A 15,779-nucleotide genomic window follows, 5' to 3' on the forward strand; every position below is an offset into this window, starting at 1 on the left:
CCTCCGTTTTTCCTTTCGAAAGTCTTTTCTGAAGTTTCTACAAACTATCTATGTGGTTGCCATGAAGAAAGTTGAGGCGATTATTAGGGGAAACGATTTCGACCGCGTGAAGAACGCCCTCAAGCAGATAGGTATCGTGCCCCTGACGGCCTATCCCGTACAGGGGAGGGGCGTTCAGGGAGGCGTTCCGCCGTACGACCTCCTTCCAAAGATGAAGATAGAGATCGTCGTGAAGGACAAAGACCTTGAGAAGGTGATTGACGTCATCATCAGGAACGCGAGGAGCGGAACACCGGGGGATGGGAAGATATTCATAAGCCCCGTGGAAGACGCGATCAGGATAAGAACGGGGGAGAGGGGAAACGAAGCCCTCTACTGAGGGCTTTCTTTTTTCAGAGGAAAGCATGCCTGTGCTTGTAGAGCATGTAGCTTGCGTACCCGAGCAGGATTAGCGTGGCCGCTCCAAGGACGCCCATCATAGCAACTATTCCCTGGGCAAAAGATATGCTCCTTCCAAAGGCCTCCGCTATTCTGGCTAGCTCATTCGGGTCGTTAAACGCGTAGATTGCGTACCTTATCGAGAACGCCCCCATGACCATTGGAATGGGCATCACGGCGAACGAGAGCATCAGGCCGAGGTTGCCCCTCTTCCTCAGGCTCAGCATCGCCAGGAGCGTGGGGATTATCAGTATCAGCGCGGTGAACGCGTACATCGGGCCGAATATACCCGAGACGATGTAGAACGGGACCATTCCCGCGAGGAATGCAAAGTACGCCCGGCGGAGAACCTTGACCTCGCCAGCGAAATCGTACGGCGCAACCTTGGAGTACTTGTTCATCGCGGTGACGTCCTTCATGTACTCCTTCTCCCCCATCTTCTCGATGTACTTGTCGGTCGTGTTGTTCTTCAGCCTGACCGCCCTCTTGAGGAAGAAGTTGGCCAGCTCCTCGTTGTCCACCGCGAGGGTCTCGGATAACTTGAGGAAGTTCTCGCGGGACTCGTGGATGAGCCTGAGGGCCTTCTGTTTGTTTTTATCTGAGAGATTTTTGAGTGAGTTTATCCTTTTTTCGACATCCTCTAACGTCTGCGCAACATCTCGCAGAATCTCTGCGCTCTTCATTAACCGCACCTCCCAAATGTAAAAGAAAAGAAGGCTTTAAGCCTTTTGCTGCTTCTCGGAGTGCAGGAGCTTGGTAATGCTCCAGTACATCAATATAAATATGGAGCCCCAAGCAAAGATTAGGAAAGCCAGAGCGCCTGTGTCCATCTTCACCACCTCAGATCTTTATGAGGACCTCGTTCTTTGCAAGCTCCTCGCCGTACTTCTTCTTGATGGCCATGTATGCCTCGATGGCACCGATGATGAGGATTATGAAGATCACTATCCTCGCTCTGGTGATGAGGCTGACGACCTCAGGCGTGTAGTCGTAGCCGAGAACCTGTGTAACGTAGGCCTCTGAGACGCTGAAGGCACCCATCTTGGCGTAGTTCCAGGTGTTTCCTCCGAGGAGGAACAGCATGAAGATCGGCGCTATGTAGACGAGTATCGGCTTGTACCATCCTGGCACTTTCATGAAGGCGCCCTTGTGGAGCTCCTCCCAGAAGTTGTCGGGCTTGAAGAGCCAGACTGCAACGATGACGTCGAAGAGACCGAGGATGACGAGGAAGTAGCTGCCGACCCACATGTCGAGCTCGCTGAGGTAGGCGAGAGTGCTGTCAAGGGCAACGGGCAGTCCGAGCAGGAACAGGAATCCGAAGACCGCCCAGGTGCCTATCTTCCTGTCGAGGTGGACGTCCTCCTCGAGCATTGCGACGAGGTAGTTGTAGGTTGCTATGGCCGAGGTGAATCCTGCGAACCAGAGGAGCAGGAACCACATTGCACCGAATATCTGTCCTCCCGGCATGTTCATGAAGACGTTCGGCAGGGCCATGTAGGCCAGACCGACACCGGCCTTGGTTGCGGCGTCAGGACCCATGTAGGCGAAGGCTATCGGGATGGCGAGCGAACCACCGAGGATGACCTCTGCGAACTCGTTGAGTGAGACCGTCGCGAGACCGCTGAGGGCAACGTCGTCCTCCGGACCGAGGTAGCTGGCGTAGTTGTGGATGATACCCATACCGAGAGACAGCGTGAAGAATATCTGTCCTGCCGCTGCCAGGCTGATCTTGAAGAAGTTCTGGCTCAGGACCTCGAAGTTCGGCTTCCAGATGTACTCAAGGCCCTTGACTGCGCTCCACTCGGGCTTGACCGGTGAACCGAGGGTCAGTGCCCTGATAACGAGGAGTATAGCAAACACGTAGAGGAGCGGCATCATGACCTTGACCCAGCGCTCGATACCCTTGCTGACGCCCTGTCCGACCGCTATTCCGAGGAGGAGCATTGTCAGTCCCCAGAAGAACAGCACCGATTTGGTGTCAGCGACGTAGTTGAGGAAGAACTGCACGGTGTCCTTGCCGAAGTAGGCTCCCGTAAGGCTGTAGTAGGTGTACGCTGCCGACCAACCGATGATCTGGTAGTAGTATGAGCTCAGCAGCGAAGCGACTGAGAACGCCAGCATTCCGCCGATAACACCGAATATCAATGCGGTCTTGGGCTTGACGCTCTCCCTTGCCATGAGGTAGAACATTGGTCCAATGGTACCGTGGCCGTACTTACCACCGTAGCGACCGGTGGTCCATTCAACCCACATCACAGGGATTCCCAGCAGTACGAGCGCCAGGAAGTATGGTATCATGAACGCTCCGCCACCGTTGCTGGCGAGCTGGTACGGGAACCTCCAGAAGTTACCAAGACCGATGGCGTTGCCTGCCATCGCTAAAATCAAACCGATCTTTGTAGCCCATTGATCTCTTTGTTCCACACAATTCACCCCCGTTCTTAAATGCATGGGCTTTAGTACCCCGTGTACTGCGGCGGGGCATTATGTATAAGGCAAGGCATTCTATAAAAAGCTTTCTGATAGCTTTTTTCGACAAAAGACGATTTACTCAACCGTTAAACCAAGGTAATTACGCTCTCGTCATTTTTTTAATACGTTAATGGGACGTAAACACCTTTTTGACGTTATGACAATCAAAAGGCCAAAATAGTGCAAAATGACAAATCCTTGCCAGGTCGCACCCACCAAAATATTTAACTGAAGGCGATTACAATTGTAATGGTGCCCGATGATTGGAACGCGAGTGATCTGAAGGGATGATGACCGACTTCTCGCTGAGGGCGCTCGTTTCAATATCGTTTCATGCATTTATATTCAATGGTGCTTTTTTATGTGCGTCAATGTATAAAAAATCTTGGATGTACAGCCCCGTTTTTGTCCTAAAATTTCGGGAGGATTTTTCTTTTCGTCGAAAATTTGCGTATATAACTTTTTGTTTAAAATTAACCGTTCTCCGGCCTTCTTTATCGAAAGGTTTATATATGCAAATGCCTAAGAGCCTATCGCAAATTACCGAAACCCGAGGTGGTAAAGATGGTCGAGATTGACCCGTTTGAGATGGCCGTTAAGCAGCTCGAGAGGGCTGCCCAGTTCATGGACATAAGCGAAGAGGCCCTTGAGTGGCTCAAGAAGCCCATGAGGATTGTGGAAGTTACCGTCCCGCTTGAGATGGACGACGGTTCTGTTAAGGTTTTCACCGGTTTCCGCGTTCAGCACAACTGGGCCCGCGGTCCGACCAAGGGTGGTATAAGGTGGCACCCGGCCGAGACCCTCAGCACCGTTAAGGCCCTCGCAACCTGGATGACCTGGAAGGTCGCCGTCGTTGACCTCCCCTACGGTGGAGGTAAGGGTGGTATCATAGTCAACCCGAAGGAGCTCTCCGACAGGGAGAAGGAGAGGCTCGCCAGGAACTACATAAGAGCCATCTACGACGTCATCAGCCCGTGGACCGACATCCCGGCCCCGGACGTTTACACCAACCCGCAGATCATGGCCTGGATGATGGACGAGTACGAGGTCATCAGCAGGAGGAAGGGCCCGAGCTTCGGTGTCATCACCGGCAAGCCGCCCGGAGTTGGCGGTATCGTCGCCAGGATGGACGCCACCGCCAGGGGTGCCAGCTTCACCGTCAGGGAAGCCGCCAAGGCCCTCGGCATGGACCTCAAGGGCAAGACCATCGCCATCCAGGGTTACGGTAACGCCGGCTACTACATGGCCAAGATCATGAGCGAGGAGTACGGCATGAAGGTCGTCGCCGTCAGCGACAGCAAGGGCGGCATCTACAACCCGGACGGCCTCAACGCCGACGAGGTCCTCGAGTGGAAGAGGAAGAACGGCAGCGTCAAGGACTTCCCAGGCGCGACCAACATCACCAACGAGGAGCTCCTCGAGCTCGAGGTCGACGTCCTCGCCCCGAGCGCCATCGAGGGTGTCATAACCAAGGACAACGCCGACAAGATCAAGGCCAAGATCGTCGCCGAGCTCGCCAACGGTCCGACCACCCCGGAGGCCGACGAGATCCTCCACGAGAAGGGCGTCCTCATCATACCGGACTTCCTCTGTAACGCCGGCGGTGTTACCGTCAGCTACTTCGAGTGGGTCCAGAACATCAACGGCTTCTACTGGACCGTCGAGGAGACCAGGAAGAGGCTCGACGACAAGATGACCAAGGCCTTCTGGGACGTCTACAACACTCACAAGGAGAAGGCCATCCCGATGAGGGATGCCGCCTACGTCGTCGCCGTCCAGAGGGTCTACGACGCCATGAAGCACCGCGGATGGGTGAAGAAGTGATTTCTTCTCCCTTTTCTATTCGTTTCTGTTAGCCTGGGAACAATGAAGAAAAGATTCTAGAACTTTCTGCCCCTCTCCTGATAGAGCCTCGATATCGCCTGCATCGCGGCCGCGACCATTATTCCCGTCATTATCATGCCCAGTATGGGCAGCACGAGGGCACAGAGGAGCTTTGACACCGGTGTTGTGGGGGTTATGTCCCCGTAGCCGACGGTGAAGGCGGAGATGAATGCGAAGTAAATTCCGTTGCCGATGCTCAGGGATTCCTGGAAGGACAGCACCACCCCGAAGACCACTATTATCGTAAAGAGGCCGAGGAGAATGCTTTTGACGTAGTAGAGAACCCTCAAAAATTCGTGAAGGAAGGTGCGAAAGCCGATGAGTTCGATTTCGAGCCCTTCCTCTGTCCTCTTCTCCATCCCTCACACCTTCGCCCAGTACTCCTTCTCCTCAACCATCGCCCTTACCATCTCGTCCTCATCCTTGAACATCGTCCTCCGCGATGGGTTCTGCATGCCGTAGAACTCCATGAACGGGCTCGGGCGTCTCTTGAACGGGTAGTAGAGGTATATCGCCGCCAGCGTCCTGTACGCCTCGGCCATCTCACTGATAACGCCGGCGGAAACGCCTTCCGCGTAGTGGTAAACCGCTATGGCCTTGCTGACATCGACGAGGTTGAAGTCCCTCTCGACGAGCTGGCGCCTCAGTATGTCCGTGGCCTGCTCTATGTCCTCCCGATCAAGCTCCTCCACCTGTTCCCCGTCCAGGAGGTGCTTGATCCTGATGCGCGTTATCGAGGGGTCCCTGTTGACTTGGGCGTCGTACTCGGCGACCACCCACCAGTCGTCCAGCGCCCCGGGATCGAGAACCGTGAAGTGCCCGCTCAGTTTGTTGTAGAAATCCCTGACGCGGTGGTAGTACTCCTCCTCGTGGCCGGTCATTGGGTAGCTGAGGTAGACGAGGGGCTTTTCGGCCTCGTGGAATATCAGGTCGAGGAAGACATGGTATGGGTGCCTTATGCCGAACTGGAGGATGTAGCGGACCTCGATGCCTTCCTTCTTCAGCTCGTGTATCAGAGTTTTGACGTGATTTATGGCATCCTCGCGCCACATGACGAGGGTCGTCAGCTTAATATTCTCTGGGTTCTCGCCGAAGCGCTCGAACCACTCCGGATCGTTGATGATGCGCCGTCTGACCGAGAGGACGTCGTCGAGGACTATTATCACGCGGTTCGGCCTCAAAAGCTTCAGATTGCTGGTTGTGAACCCGATGACGCTTCCGCTTCCCCAGCGGAAGAGGCTCGGTGTTGAAACGAGATGGAAGCCTCTGTCACTCTCGTCTATCTCCTTTCTTATTCTATTGAAAGCCTCGTCCCGTATCTCATTCATCAAATCCTGGTGGCTTATGGCGAAGTCGAGAACGTTCTTCCTCGTTATCTTGACGCCCAGCTCCTTTCCGACCTCCCTGATGTAGTCAAAGACGTGGTAGTAGGCGTAGCTCTCCCCGTCGGCGAGCTTCAGCGCCTCGGTTATGTACTCGTCCCGTCCGTTGAGTGGCGGCCCGGTGAGCAGGATAACTTCCTTCATCATACCACCCCACTGCGTCTAAACGTACACTTCGGACGAAACCTTTAAATACTATTCCCCTAAACTGGCGTTGTAGAGGTTCTTCTATTCTAAAAACATACCAGCAGGGGTGTTGTAATTGGCTGAAAAGCTAAAGGGAACGACTACGGTCGGCATTGTATGTAAGGACGGCGTCGTCCTAGCGGCGGACAGGAGAGCATCGCTCGGCAACATGGTGCTTTCAGAGAGCGTTACCAAGGTGTTCCAGATAGACGACCACCTGGCCTTGGCCGGTGCGGGGAGCGTTGGAGACATACTCTCGCTCGTTAGGCTTCTGAGGGCCGAGGCCAAGCTGTACAGGGCGAAGGTTGGGTATGAAATGAGCGTGAAGGCCCTTGCTACGCTGACTTCTAACATCCTTCACGGCAGCAGGTTCATGCCGTACTTCGGCTGGTTTCTCATAGCCGGCCACGACGAGAAGCCCGGGCTGTACTCGATAGACATGGCCGGGGGCATTACAGAGGATAAGTTCACCGCCGCGGGCTCTGGAATGGAGTTTGCCTTCGCGGTTCTGGAGGATGGCTACACCGAGGACATTAAGCTGGAAGAGGGCATAAAACTTGCTCTCCGGGCGATAAAAGCCGCCACAAGGCGCGATGTTTTCACCGGAGAGGGAATAACCCTCGTTACCGTGACAAAGGATGGCTACAGAGAGCTGAGCAAGGAGGAGATAGAGGCTCTTCTAAAGTGAGGTGGTGACTTTGATAAGGAGAGAAACTTTCGTTGATGACATATTACGGGACATAAAAGCCGTTATAAGTCAGATGGTCCCCAGGGAGGCCAGGATAACCGACGTCGAGTTCGAGGGACCGGAGCTGGTCATATACGTCAAGAACCCCGAGGCCATAATGCAGGACGGGGAGCTCATCAAGAACCTCGCCAAGGTGCTCAAGAAGCGCATCAGCGTTCGCCCTGACCCGGAGGTTCTTCTTCCGCCGGAAAAGGCCGAGGAAATGATAAAGCAGCTCGTTCCACCGGAGGCAGAGATAACCAATGTGAGCTTTGACCCCTCCGTCGGAGAGGTCCTCATAGAGGCCAAGAAGCCGGGTCTGGTTATAGGAAAGAACGGCGAAACCCTGAGGCTCATAACCCAGAGGGTCCACTGGGCCCCCAGGGTCATAAGGACTCCCCCCCTCCAGAGCCAGACCATCTACTCCATAAGGCAGATACTCCAGGCCGAGGCGAAGGACAGGAGGAAGTTCCTCAGGCAGGTTGGGCGGAACATCTACCGCAAGCCCGAGCTGAAGAGTGAGTGGATTAGAATCACCGGCCTTGGAGGCTTCCGCGAGGTTGGAAGGAGTGCACTCCTGGTTCAAACCAACGAGAGCTACGTTCTCGTTGACTTCGGCGTTAACATAGCTGCACTGAGGGATCCCAAGAAGGCCTTTCCACACTTCGAGGCGCCGGAGTTCAGGTACGTCCTCGATGCCGGCCTGCTTGACGCCATCATCATAACCCACGCCCACCTCGACCACAGCGGAATGCTGCCTTACCTCTTCCGCTACAAGCTCTTCGACGGGCCGATATACACCACTCCCCCGACCAGGGACCTGATGGTGCTCCTCCAGCAGGACTTCATCGAGATACAGCAGATGAACGGCGTTGAGCCGCTCTACAGGCCGAGGGACATCAAAGAGGTCATCAAGCATACCATAACACTCGACTACGGCGAGGTCAGGGACATAGCCCCGGACATGAGGCTTACCCTCCACAACGCGGGTCACATTCTCGGCTCCTCCATCGTCCACCTCCACATAGGCAACGGTCTCCACAACATAGCCATAACCGGCGACTTCAAGTTCATCCCGACGAGGCTCTTCGAGCCCGCTGTGAGCAGATTCCCGAGGCTTGAGACGCTCGTCATGGAGTCCACATACGGTGGAAGCAACGACTACCAGATGCCGCGTGAAGAAGCTGAGAAGCGCCTGATAGAGGTCATCCACCAGACGATAAGGAGGAAGGGCAAGGTTCTGATTCCGGCGATGGCGGTCGGTAGGGCCCAGGAGATAATGATGGTCCTTGAGGAGTACGCCCGCGTTGGCGGCATAGAGGTGCCAATCTACCTCGATGGAATGATATGGGAAGCTACGGCAATCCACACGGCTTACCCGGAGTACCTCAGCAGGCACCTCCGCGAGCAGATATTCCACGAGGGCTACAACCCGTTCCTCAACCCGATATTCAAGCCCGTCGCCAACAGCCGTGAGAGGCAGGACATCATAGACAGCGGAGAGCCCGCGATAATCATAGCAACATCGGGCATGCTCGTCGGTGGACCGAGCGTCGAGTACTTCAAGCAGCTCGCCCCCGACCCGAAGAACAGCATGATATTCGTCAGCTACCAGGCCGAGGGAACCCTCGGAAGGCAGGTTCAGAGGGGCTTGAGGGAGATACCGCTAGTTGGAGAGGGCGGAAAGACCGAGGTCGTCAAGGTCAACATGGAGGTCCACACCATAGACGGCTTCTCCGGTCACGCCGACAGGAGGGAGCTGATAAGCTACATAGCGAGGCTGAGGCCTAGGCCCGAGCGCGTCATAACTGTCCACGGCGAGCCCCACAAGTGCCTCGACCTGAGCACCAGCATCCACAAGAAGTTCGGCCTGTCGACGAGGGCACCCAACAACCTCGACGCCATAAGGCTGAAGTGATGCCCGATGCAGGTTCGCTGTCCAAGCTGCGGGAGGCTCTATTCCTCCCTTATTCCCCTAACCTGCTCCTGTGGTGAACCCCTTGGAATAACCTACGACTACGAGGGTGTGAACGTTTCTGCCTGGAGGGACAGGAAACCCGGTGTCTGGAGGTACCGGGAGCTTCTCCCCGATGTGAGGAAAGTCATCAGTCTGAACGAGGGCGGAACGCCCCTTCTGAAGGCGAAACTTGGGGAAGAGCTGGGATTGAACGTATTCATCAAGGACGAGACCCGGAACCCTACGGGCTCCTTCCGCGACAGGCTCATCACGGTCGCCCTTTCCTACGGTCTCCCCTACGCCGAGAACGGCTTCGTGGTTGCGAGCAACGGAAACGCGGCCGCTTCCCTGGCTGCTTATTCCGCGAGGGCGGGTGTCGATGCGTACACTGTCGTGCCCAGATTGATAGAATCCGGAAAGCTCAACCAGATAGTGGCCTTTGGTGCCAAGGTTATACGCTACGGCGAGAGCGTTGATGAGGGCATAAGCTACGCGGAGGGATTGGCCGAGGGGAAAGGGCTCTACAACGTAACGCCGGAGAGCAACATCATCGGTCTTGAGGGGCAGAAGACGCTTGCCTTTGAGCTCTGGGAGGAGCTGAACCCGACCCACGTGGTGGTTCCGACCGGCAGCGGGAGCAACCTCTACAGCATCTACAAGGGGTTCGTTGAGCTCATGGAGATAGGGGCCATCGAGGAGATGCCCCGGCTCATAGCGGTTCAGGCCGAGAAGTGCTCCCCCATAGCGAGCGAAATCCTGGGCGTCGAGCCGAGGGCGGAGCCGACCAAGGCGCTGGCGCTCTACGTGAAGAACCCCGTGATGAAGGAGCTCGCACTCCGGGCTATACACGAGACCGATGGAACCGCGGTGATGGTCGGCGAGGATGAGCTTGACCTCGGGCAGAGACTGCTTGCCAGTGAGGGCATCTTCGCGGAGTACGCTTCGGCGGTGATAGTTCCAGCTCTGCTCAAGCTGGCGGAGGAGAACTACTTTGAGAGGGACGACAGGATAGCGCTCATTGTGACCAGCTCGGGTCTCAAGGGGCACTACTCCGAGACCAGGGAGAAGTTCAGCATAGGAGGAACGAAGCTCGATATCCTAAGGCTCCTCAGCGAGAGGGTCATGTACGGCTATGAGATATGGGAGGCCCTTGAGAAGCCCCTGAAGTACCAGGCGGTCTACCAGCACCTCCGCGAGCTCGAAAGCCTGGGTCTGATAGGTGAATCCCACAGAAAGGGCAGGCGCGTCTACTACAGGCTGACGGATAAGGGTCGCAAGTTCCTGGAGACACTGTCCGAGTAACGGAAAGGTTTTAAAAGGTCTTTTTAAAGCTAAGCGTAGGTGAAGAACGTGGAGCTGGCAATTGAACACAAGTTTTCACTCTCAGTTTACCTCTGGGGACTCATCTGTGGCCTGGTCAGTGGGGTTGCCGCTGCGAAGTTTCAGTATGGCTGGATGGTAGGCATCGCCATGTTCCTGGTCATTGATAAGGTAGTCATGGCCCTCATAAAGGAGCTGCCGCCCGACATCGAGGAGGAGCGTCTTATACTCAGGAAGGCCTTCTTTGGCTGGTTCCTGTTCTGGTTATACTTCACCATGCTCAGCTACACCCTGATGGTCAGCTTCCAGCCCCAGTTCTACTCAAACCAGAGCCTGCTGTATCAACTCACGCAGAACGGAACGGTGATGGGGTGAGCCTATGGAGGAATTCAAGAGGGCCGTCGCTAAGGAGGCGTTGAAGTTCATCGAGGACGACATGATAGTCGGCCTCGGCACAGGCTCCACTACCGCTTACTTCATCGAGTACCTCGGCAAGCTCATAATGGAGGAGGAGCTCGAGGACGTCTACGGTGTTCCCACATCCTACCAGGCCAGGCTCCTCGCCCTCGAGAACGGCGTTCCGGTAGTTGGTCTGGACGAGGTGGATGCGATTGACATCGCCGTTGACGGCGCCGACGAGGTTGACCCGCACCTCAACCTCATCAAGGGTCGCGGCGCTGCCCTCACCATGGAGAAGATAATCGAGTACCGCGCCGGAACTTTCCTCGTCCTCGTTGACGAGAGCAAGCTAGTCGAGAGGCTCGGCCAGAGGATGCCGGTTCCCATCGAGGTGATTCCGGCGGCCTGGCGCGCCATAGCCGAGGAGATAGAGGTCTTCAACGCCACCGCTGAGCTGAGGATGGCGAGCAAGAAGGACGGGCCGGTCGTTACCGACAACGGCAACTTCATCCTCGACGCCAGGTTCCACCGCATAGACGACCCGCTCGACCTTGAGATAGAGCTCAACAACATCCCCGGCGTGGTGGAGAACGGCATCTTTGCAGACATAGCCGACATAGTCCTCGTAGGAACCAAGGACGGCGTCAAGAAGCTGGAGCGCTGAGGTTTTTTCTTTTCTGCGGGCTTCGTTTTGACTCTTGTTCAAGTACGTCATAATCGTACGTATTCTTTCCGCCGTCCATCAAGGACGTTCGAACGATAGTGAGAACGGCGCTGAAGCTTTTGGAAAAAGCTTGACCAAAAGTTAGTAGCTCCTTACAGAAAACCCACTGCAAGGATTTTCCTAACACTCATAAAACCTGCTTTCCCATAGGAGAACACTCTCAAACGGCTTTAACAAGGGGTTTACTTCTCTTGACGCCCTTTGGGCGTCGATTTAAAAACGACAAACCCATACCAAAAGAAGCAATTCCACAGGTTCTCCACTCCCAAATGCACCATCAAGGAGAGAAATCACATGAGAAACTCGGAATTTTGAGAAGGCGCTACAATCTTTGATGAAACTTTGCACAAGAAAATTTCTGGGGGTGTGGGGGCGTTAGCCCCCCAGTAGTTTAAAGAGAAACGGGGTTGTGGGGCGAAGCCCCACTATGGGGGTTTGAGAGTACAGAGAGATAAGGGGGCGGAGCCCCCTTGTCTTTCGTTGTGGTGCGGGGGAGGGGATTTGAACCCCTGAACCCCTGCGGGAGTGGATCTTGAGTCCACCGCCTTTGACCAGGCTCGGCAACCCCCGCGCACTGCGGGTTTCAAAAAGAATAACAAAAGGCTGGCTTATAAATTTAACGTCCTCGCGCGGAGAAAACGGAAAGGAGGGACCTCAAACCTTAATCGGCGCACCGAAGGCCCTGTCGCCGGCGTCTCCAAGGCCGGGCAGGATGTAGCCGTGGTCGTTGAGCTCCCTGTCTATGGCCGCCACGAACATCTCGACGTCCGGGTGGGCTTCCTTTATCCTGCTTATTCCCTCCGGAGCTGCGAGAACTCCAACTATGACGTAGCGCTTGGCCTTTCCGTACTTCTTGACCTCTTCGAGAACCTTGATGAGCGTTGAACCGGTTGCTATCATTGGGTCCGCTATGATGACTGTGTCCTCGGGCTTTACCTGCGGCACCTTGACGTACCTCATCTCTATCTCAAACTTCGGCGCCTTTCCACGCGATGCTGAAACGATGCCAACGCGGGCATGGTCGAGGACCTTGATGAGGCCCTCCATGAGGGGTATCGCCGCGCGGAGAACGGTGATTATGACGACGTTTCGCCTGTCCTTGACTATCGTTCCGGTTGTCTCCTCAAGCGGCGTTTTTATCGGAACCCTTTCGACCTCCATCGTCTTGGTCAGCTCGTAGGCCATGTAGCGGCCGAGCTTGACGAGTCCCTTTCTGAACGGTATTGGCCCCGTTTTCTCGTCCCTCAGCTCCGTCAGAATCTCCATGATGAACGGGGAGTCCTCAAAGGAGTAAACACCCTTCCACCGCTTGTCCTCTATCATCGCTCTCACCGGTGGTGGGTCGGGAGAAGGGTTTATTAGCCTTCCGGCTGTTAAGCCGTGGCCTTCTCAGGCTCGGTTTTTGATTTTTCCTCGATTATCCGTCTCATCCATGTTCCGCGCAGGAACCAGGCGAGGGCGACTATCGCGGCTATAAAGTTGCTCATTCCCATCCCAAAGAACACTCCCTTGCTCGTGAAGTCGAAGAGCTCCGCGAGAGGTATGGTGATTCCAAGGATTGTTATGGCTCCGATGTATCCAAAAGCGTAGCTGAGCGGAATCCTCAGCCCCCAGAGGCGGAATATGCCGAGGGCCATGCTCTTCTTGGTGTGGCCGGCGGAGCTGAAGGTTCTGTTGACGACTATGAAGATTCCGTTGAAGAACGGCACCGATATGAGGAAGTACTTGAGAACGACCTCGCTCTCCTTAATGACGGCGGGATCGTTGAGGAACACGCGGAATATCTCGACGCGGAAGACCCCGATTATCAGTATCGCAAGGCTCGCTATGGCGAAGTTTATGACCATCGTCCTCTCGGCTATCCTCTTGGCCCTTTCGTAGTTCTCCGCCCCGACGTTCTGGGCTATCATCGTTCCCATGGCCATGCTTATGCCGCGCGAAATGCTCGTGAGGAAGTTCACTAGCCTGGTGGTTATAACGTAGGCGGCGTAGGTGACATCGCCGAAGCCGAAGATTATCCTCGTGAGGATGACGAAGCCGAAGCTGTTCGCCGACTGTCCTATGCTGGACGGCAGGCCGACCTTGAATATCTTCTTGTAGAACTCGAAGTCAGGTTTGAGGCTCTCAAGGCTCAGGCTCAGTCCAACCCTGTCGGTGAACAGGAGGTAGAGCCCGATGAAGGCTCCCACGGAGTTGGCAAAAACCGTCGCTATTGCAGCCCCTGCAACGCCCAGCTCGGGGAAGCCCAGCCAGCCGAATATCAGTATCGGATCGAGGATTATGTTTATCGCCACCGTGAGGAGGGTTATCTTGACGGGTGTCTTCGTGTCTCCCGTCGCCCTTACGAGGGCCCCGAAGGCCATGAAGGTGAAGGAGAAGGGGATGCCGAGGAATATTATCGTCGCGTAGGTGAGCGAGTATGGATAGACGTTCTCGCTGACCTTCATGAAGTGCAGGGCGTACGGTAGGAGGAGCGTTCCGATTATGGCAGTTGCCGTTGCGAAGAACAGCATGAGCGAATAGAGTGCCCCGGCCGAGCGGTTGGCCTTCTTGTACTCCCCCGCCCCGATGTACTGCCCGACGAAGGCGAAGCCCGCCGTCGTGAAGCCCATGCCCAGCGCCATGAGGGTTCCGATTATCGGCCAGGTAACGCCGGGGGCCGAGAGCGCTTCCCTCCCGAGTTTGCCGAGCCAGAAGGTGTCCGTGATGTTGTAGACAACCTGGACTAGGTTGTTGACGATAAGCGGACCCGCCAGAACGAGGAGGGTTTTCTCTATGGGTCCTGTCAGTATCTCCTCGCGCATCCTCTGGATTTTCTCGCCCCTCATGTGCAATCAGACCGCAATCGAAACGGTGATATATAAAGCTACCCCTTCTCCTCTATGATGCGGCTCATCCAGCTCCCGGTCAGGAACCAGGCGAGCGCAACAACCGCGCCGAGAACGTTGCTCAAGCCCATCCCGAGCCACATTCCTGCGGTGTCTTTCACGAGGATTCCAAGGCCGTAGCTGAGGGGAAGCCTCAGCCCCCAGAGACGGAACATGCTCAGCACCATGCTCTTCTTGGTATGCCCGGAGCTCTGGAAGACGTTGTTCACCGCCGAGAAGATTCCGAAGAACGGCAGCGATGCGGAGAAGTACTTGACGACCTTCGCGCTCTCCGCTATTATCGCCGGATCCTTGATGAAGAAGCTGAATATCTCTACGCGGAAGAGGGCGAAAAGAAGCGTTCCGACGCTCAGGATGGCGAAGTTTATCGCCATCGTCTTCTCGGCTATGGTCTTGGCCCTCTCGTAGAGCTTCGCACCGACCGTCTGGCCGACCATCGTGCCCATGGCCATGCTTATGCCGTCAGAGAAGGCGAACATGAAGTTGGTGAGCCTGTTGGTTATGCTGTACGTTGCGAAGGCCACATCGGCCTCACCGAACTGGCCACCGAGGGTGAAGATTATCCTAGTGAGTATGACGAAGCCGAGGGCGGTAGTTGATGAACCAACACTCGAGGGTATGCCAACGCGGAAGATGCGCTTGTAGAAGGGCCAGTCCGGCTTCAGACCCTCAACCGTGAGGTGTATCCCGACCTTCCCCTTAAAGAGGAGGTATCCGCCAACGAGCGAGCCGAGGCTGTTGGAGAGCATCGTGGCGACGGCAGCACCGACGACCCCGAGCTCCGGAAAGCCCACCCAGCCGAAGATGAAGAACGGGTCCAGGACCAGGTTGAGAAGCACGGTGGCTATGTTTATCTTAACGGGAGTTTTGGTGTCGCCTATCGCTCTGAGGAGGAAGTTGAAGGCGAAGAGCGTGAAGGCGAAGGGTATCCCCGCGAAGATGACGCGGGTGTAGTCGAGTGCGTATGGGTAAACGGTCTCGCTCACGTTCATGAACTGGAGGAGGTAGGGAGCGGAGATGACGCCGAATATCCCAACGCCGATGGCGAAGAACATCATGAGGGAGTAGAGCGCTCCGGCGGCGCGGTTTGCCTTTTCGTACTCCCTTGCTCCGACGTACTGGCTGACGAAGGCGAAGCCCGCCGTTGCAAACCCCATGCCTATTGCCATGAAGAACCAGACGAGGGGCCACGCCGTTCCCGGGGCGGCTAATTCCTCCCTTCCGAGCTTTCCGAGCCAGTACGTGTCGGTGAGGTTGTAGAGAACCTGCACGAGCTGGTTTATGATTAAAGGATAGGCTAGCACTATGAGCGTTTTCACTATCGGTCCGCTGACGATCTGGTCGCGCATTGCCTCTACTTTGTCGCTCCTCATTGAGACGGCTATCGAAACGTGTGTATAAA

At 55.6% G+C, this 15,779-nt stretch carries 14 protein-coding genes and 1 tRNA gene; 7 read left to right on the forward strand and 8 right to left on the reverse strand.

Annotated elements, in window-relative coordinates; all coding sequences use genetic code 11:
- Positions 1 to 61 precede the first annotated feature (61 nt).
- Positions 62 to 379 (forward strand): P-II family nitrogen regulator, encoded by a 318-nt coding sequence (locus tag CDI07_RS01490; protein ID WP_088179922.1) that lies wholly within the window; start codon positions 62 to 64, stop codon positions 377 to 379.
- 13 nt (positions 380 to 392) lie between these two features.
- On the opposite strand, the gene CDI07_RS01495 is transcribed toward CDI07_RS01490, so the two are convergent.
- The gene (locus tag CDI07_RS01495; protein WP_088179923.1) at positions 393 to 1,121 is read right to left on the reverse strand and encodes an alpha-glucosidase; all 729 of its coding nucleotides are present in this window, start codon (positions 1,119 to 1,121) and stop codon (positions 393 to 395) included.
- A gap of 157 nt (positions 1,122 to 1,278) precedes the next feature.
- Positions 1,279 to 2,862: a sodium-dependent transporter gene (locus tag CDI07_RS01500; RefSeq protein ID WP_088179924.1), complete on the reverse strand. Its 1,584-nt coding sequence runs from the start codon at positions 2,860 to 2,862 to the stop codon at positions 1,279 to 1,281.
- 612 nt (positions 2,863 to 3,474) lie between these two features.
- On the opposite strand from CDI07_RS01500, the gene gdhA reads away from it, so the two are divergent.
- A complete protein-coding gene (gdhA, locus tag CDI07_RS01505) occupies positions 3,475 to 4,734 on the forward strand; it encodes a glutamate dehydrogenase (RefSeq protein ID WP_088179925.1) in 1,260 nt (419 codons plus the stop codon).
- A gap of 56 nt (positions 4,735 to 4,790) precedes the next feature.
- On the opposite strand, the gene CDI07_RS01510 is transcribed toward gdhA, so the two are convergent.
- Together CDI07_RS01510 and CDI07_RS01515 are read right to left on the reverse strand one after the other, a co-directional pair.
- Entirely contained in the window at positions 4,791 to 5,153 is a 363-nt protein-coding gene (locus CDI07_RS01510) for a potassium channel family protein (RefSeq protein WP_088179926.1), read from the reverse strand.
- Between the two features lie 3 nt (positions 5,154 to 5,156).
- Entirely contained in the window at positions 5,157 to 6,320 is a 1,164-nt protein-coding gene (locus CDI07_RS01515; RefSeq protein WP_088179927.1) for a hypothetical protein, read from the reverse strand.
- Between the two features lie 118 nt (positions 6,321 to 6,438).
- Between CDI07_RS01515 and psmB the strand changes: the two genes are divergently transcribed.
- From psmB to rpiA, 5 genes are read left to right on the forward strand one after another with little or no spacing between them, the layout of a single operon-like run.
- A complete protein-coding gene (gene psmB, locus CDI07_RS01520; protein ID WP_088179928.1) occupies positions 6,439 to 7,050 on the forward strand; it encodes an archaeal proteasome endopeptidase complex subunit beta in 612 nt (203 codons plus the stop codon).
- 10 nt (positions 7,051 to 7,060) lie between these two features.
- A complete protein-coding gene (locus CDI07_RS01525) occupies positions 7,061 to 9,007 on the forward strand; it encodes a beta-CASP ribonuclease aCPSF1 (RefSeq protein WP_088179929.1) in 1,947 nt (648 codons plus the stop codon).
- A gap of 6 nt (positions 9,008 to 9,013) precedes the next feature.
- Complete coding sequence (locus CDI07_RS01530; RefSeq protein ID WP_088179930.1) at positions 9,014 to 10,348, forward strand: pyridoxal-phosphate dependent enzyme; 1,335 nt, start codon at positions 9,014 to 9,016, stop codon at positions 10,346 to 10,348.
- Positions 10,349 to 10,387: 39 nt separating this feature from the next.
- A complete protein-coding gene (locus tag CDI07_RS01535; protein WP_343232454.1) occupies positions 10,388 to 10,741 on the forward strand; it encodes a hypothetical protein in 354 nt (117 codons plus the stop codon).
- Between the two features lie 4 nt (positions 10,742 to 10,745).
- Positions 10,746 to 11,429 (forward strand): ribose-5-phosphate isomerase RpiA, encoded by a 684-nt coding sequence (rpiA, locus tag CDI07_RS01540; protein WP_088179932.1) that lies wholly within the window; start codon positions 10,746 to 10,748, stop codon positions 11,427 to 11,429.
- Between the two features lie 543 nt (positions 11,430 to 11,972).
- Here the strand turns inward: rpiA and CDI07_RS01545 are convergent.
- The 4 genes from CDI07_RS01545 to CDI07_RS01560 form a co-directional block, all read right to left on the reverse strand.
- Positions 11,973 to 12,060, reverse strand: a tRNA-Leu gene (locus CDI07_RS01545).
- An 83-nt stretch (positions 12,061 to 12,143) separates the two neighbouring features.
- Entirely contained in the window at positions 12,144 to 12,812 is a 669-nt protein-coding gene (gene upp / locus CDI07_RS01550; protein WP_088179933.1) for a uracil phosphoribosyltransferase, read from the reverse strand.
- A 50-nt stretch (positions 12,813 to 12,862) separates the two neighbouring features.
- A complete protein-coding gene (locus CDI07_RS01555) occupies positions 12,863 to 14,317 on the reverse strand; it encodes an MATE family efflux transporter (RefSeq protein WP_088179934.1) in 1,455 nt (484 codons plus the stop codon).
- A 38-nt stretch (positions 14,318 to 14,355) separates the two neighbouring features.
- Complete coding sequence (locus CDI07_RS01560) at positions 14,356 to 15,750, reverse strand: MATE family efflux transporter (RefSeq protein ID WP_088179935.1); 1,395 nt, start codon at positions 15,748 to 15,750, stop codon at positions 14,356 to 14,358.
- Positions 15,751 to 15,779 lie beyond the last annotated feature (29 nt).

The organism is Thermococcus sp. 5-4, assembly GCF_002197185.1.
In the GTDB taxonomy this organism is placed as follows: domain Archaea; phylum Methanobacteriota_B; class Thermococci; order Thermococcales; family Thermococcaceae; genus Thermococcus; species Thermococcus radiotolerans.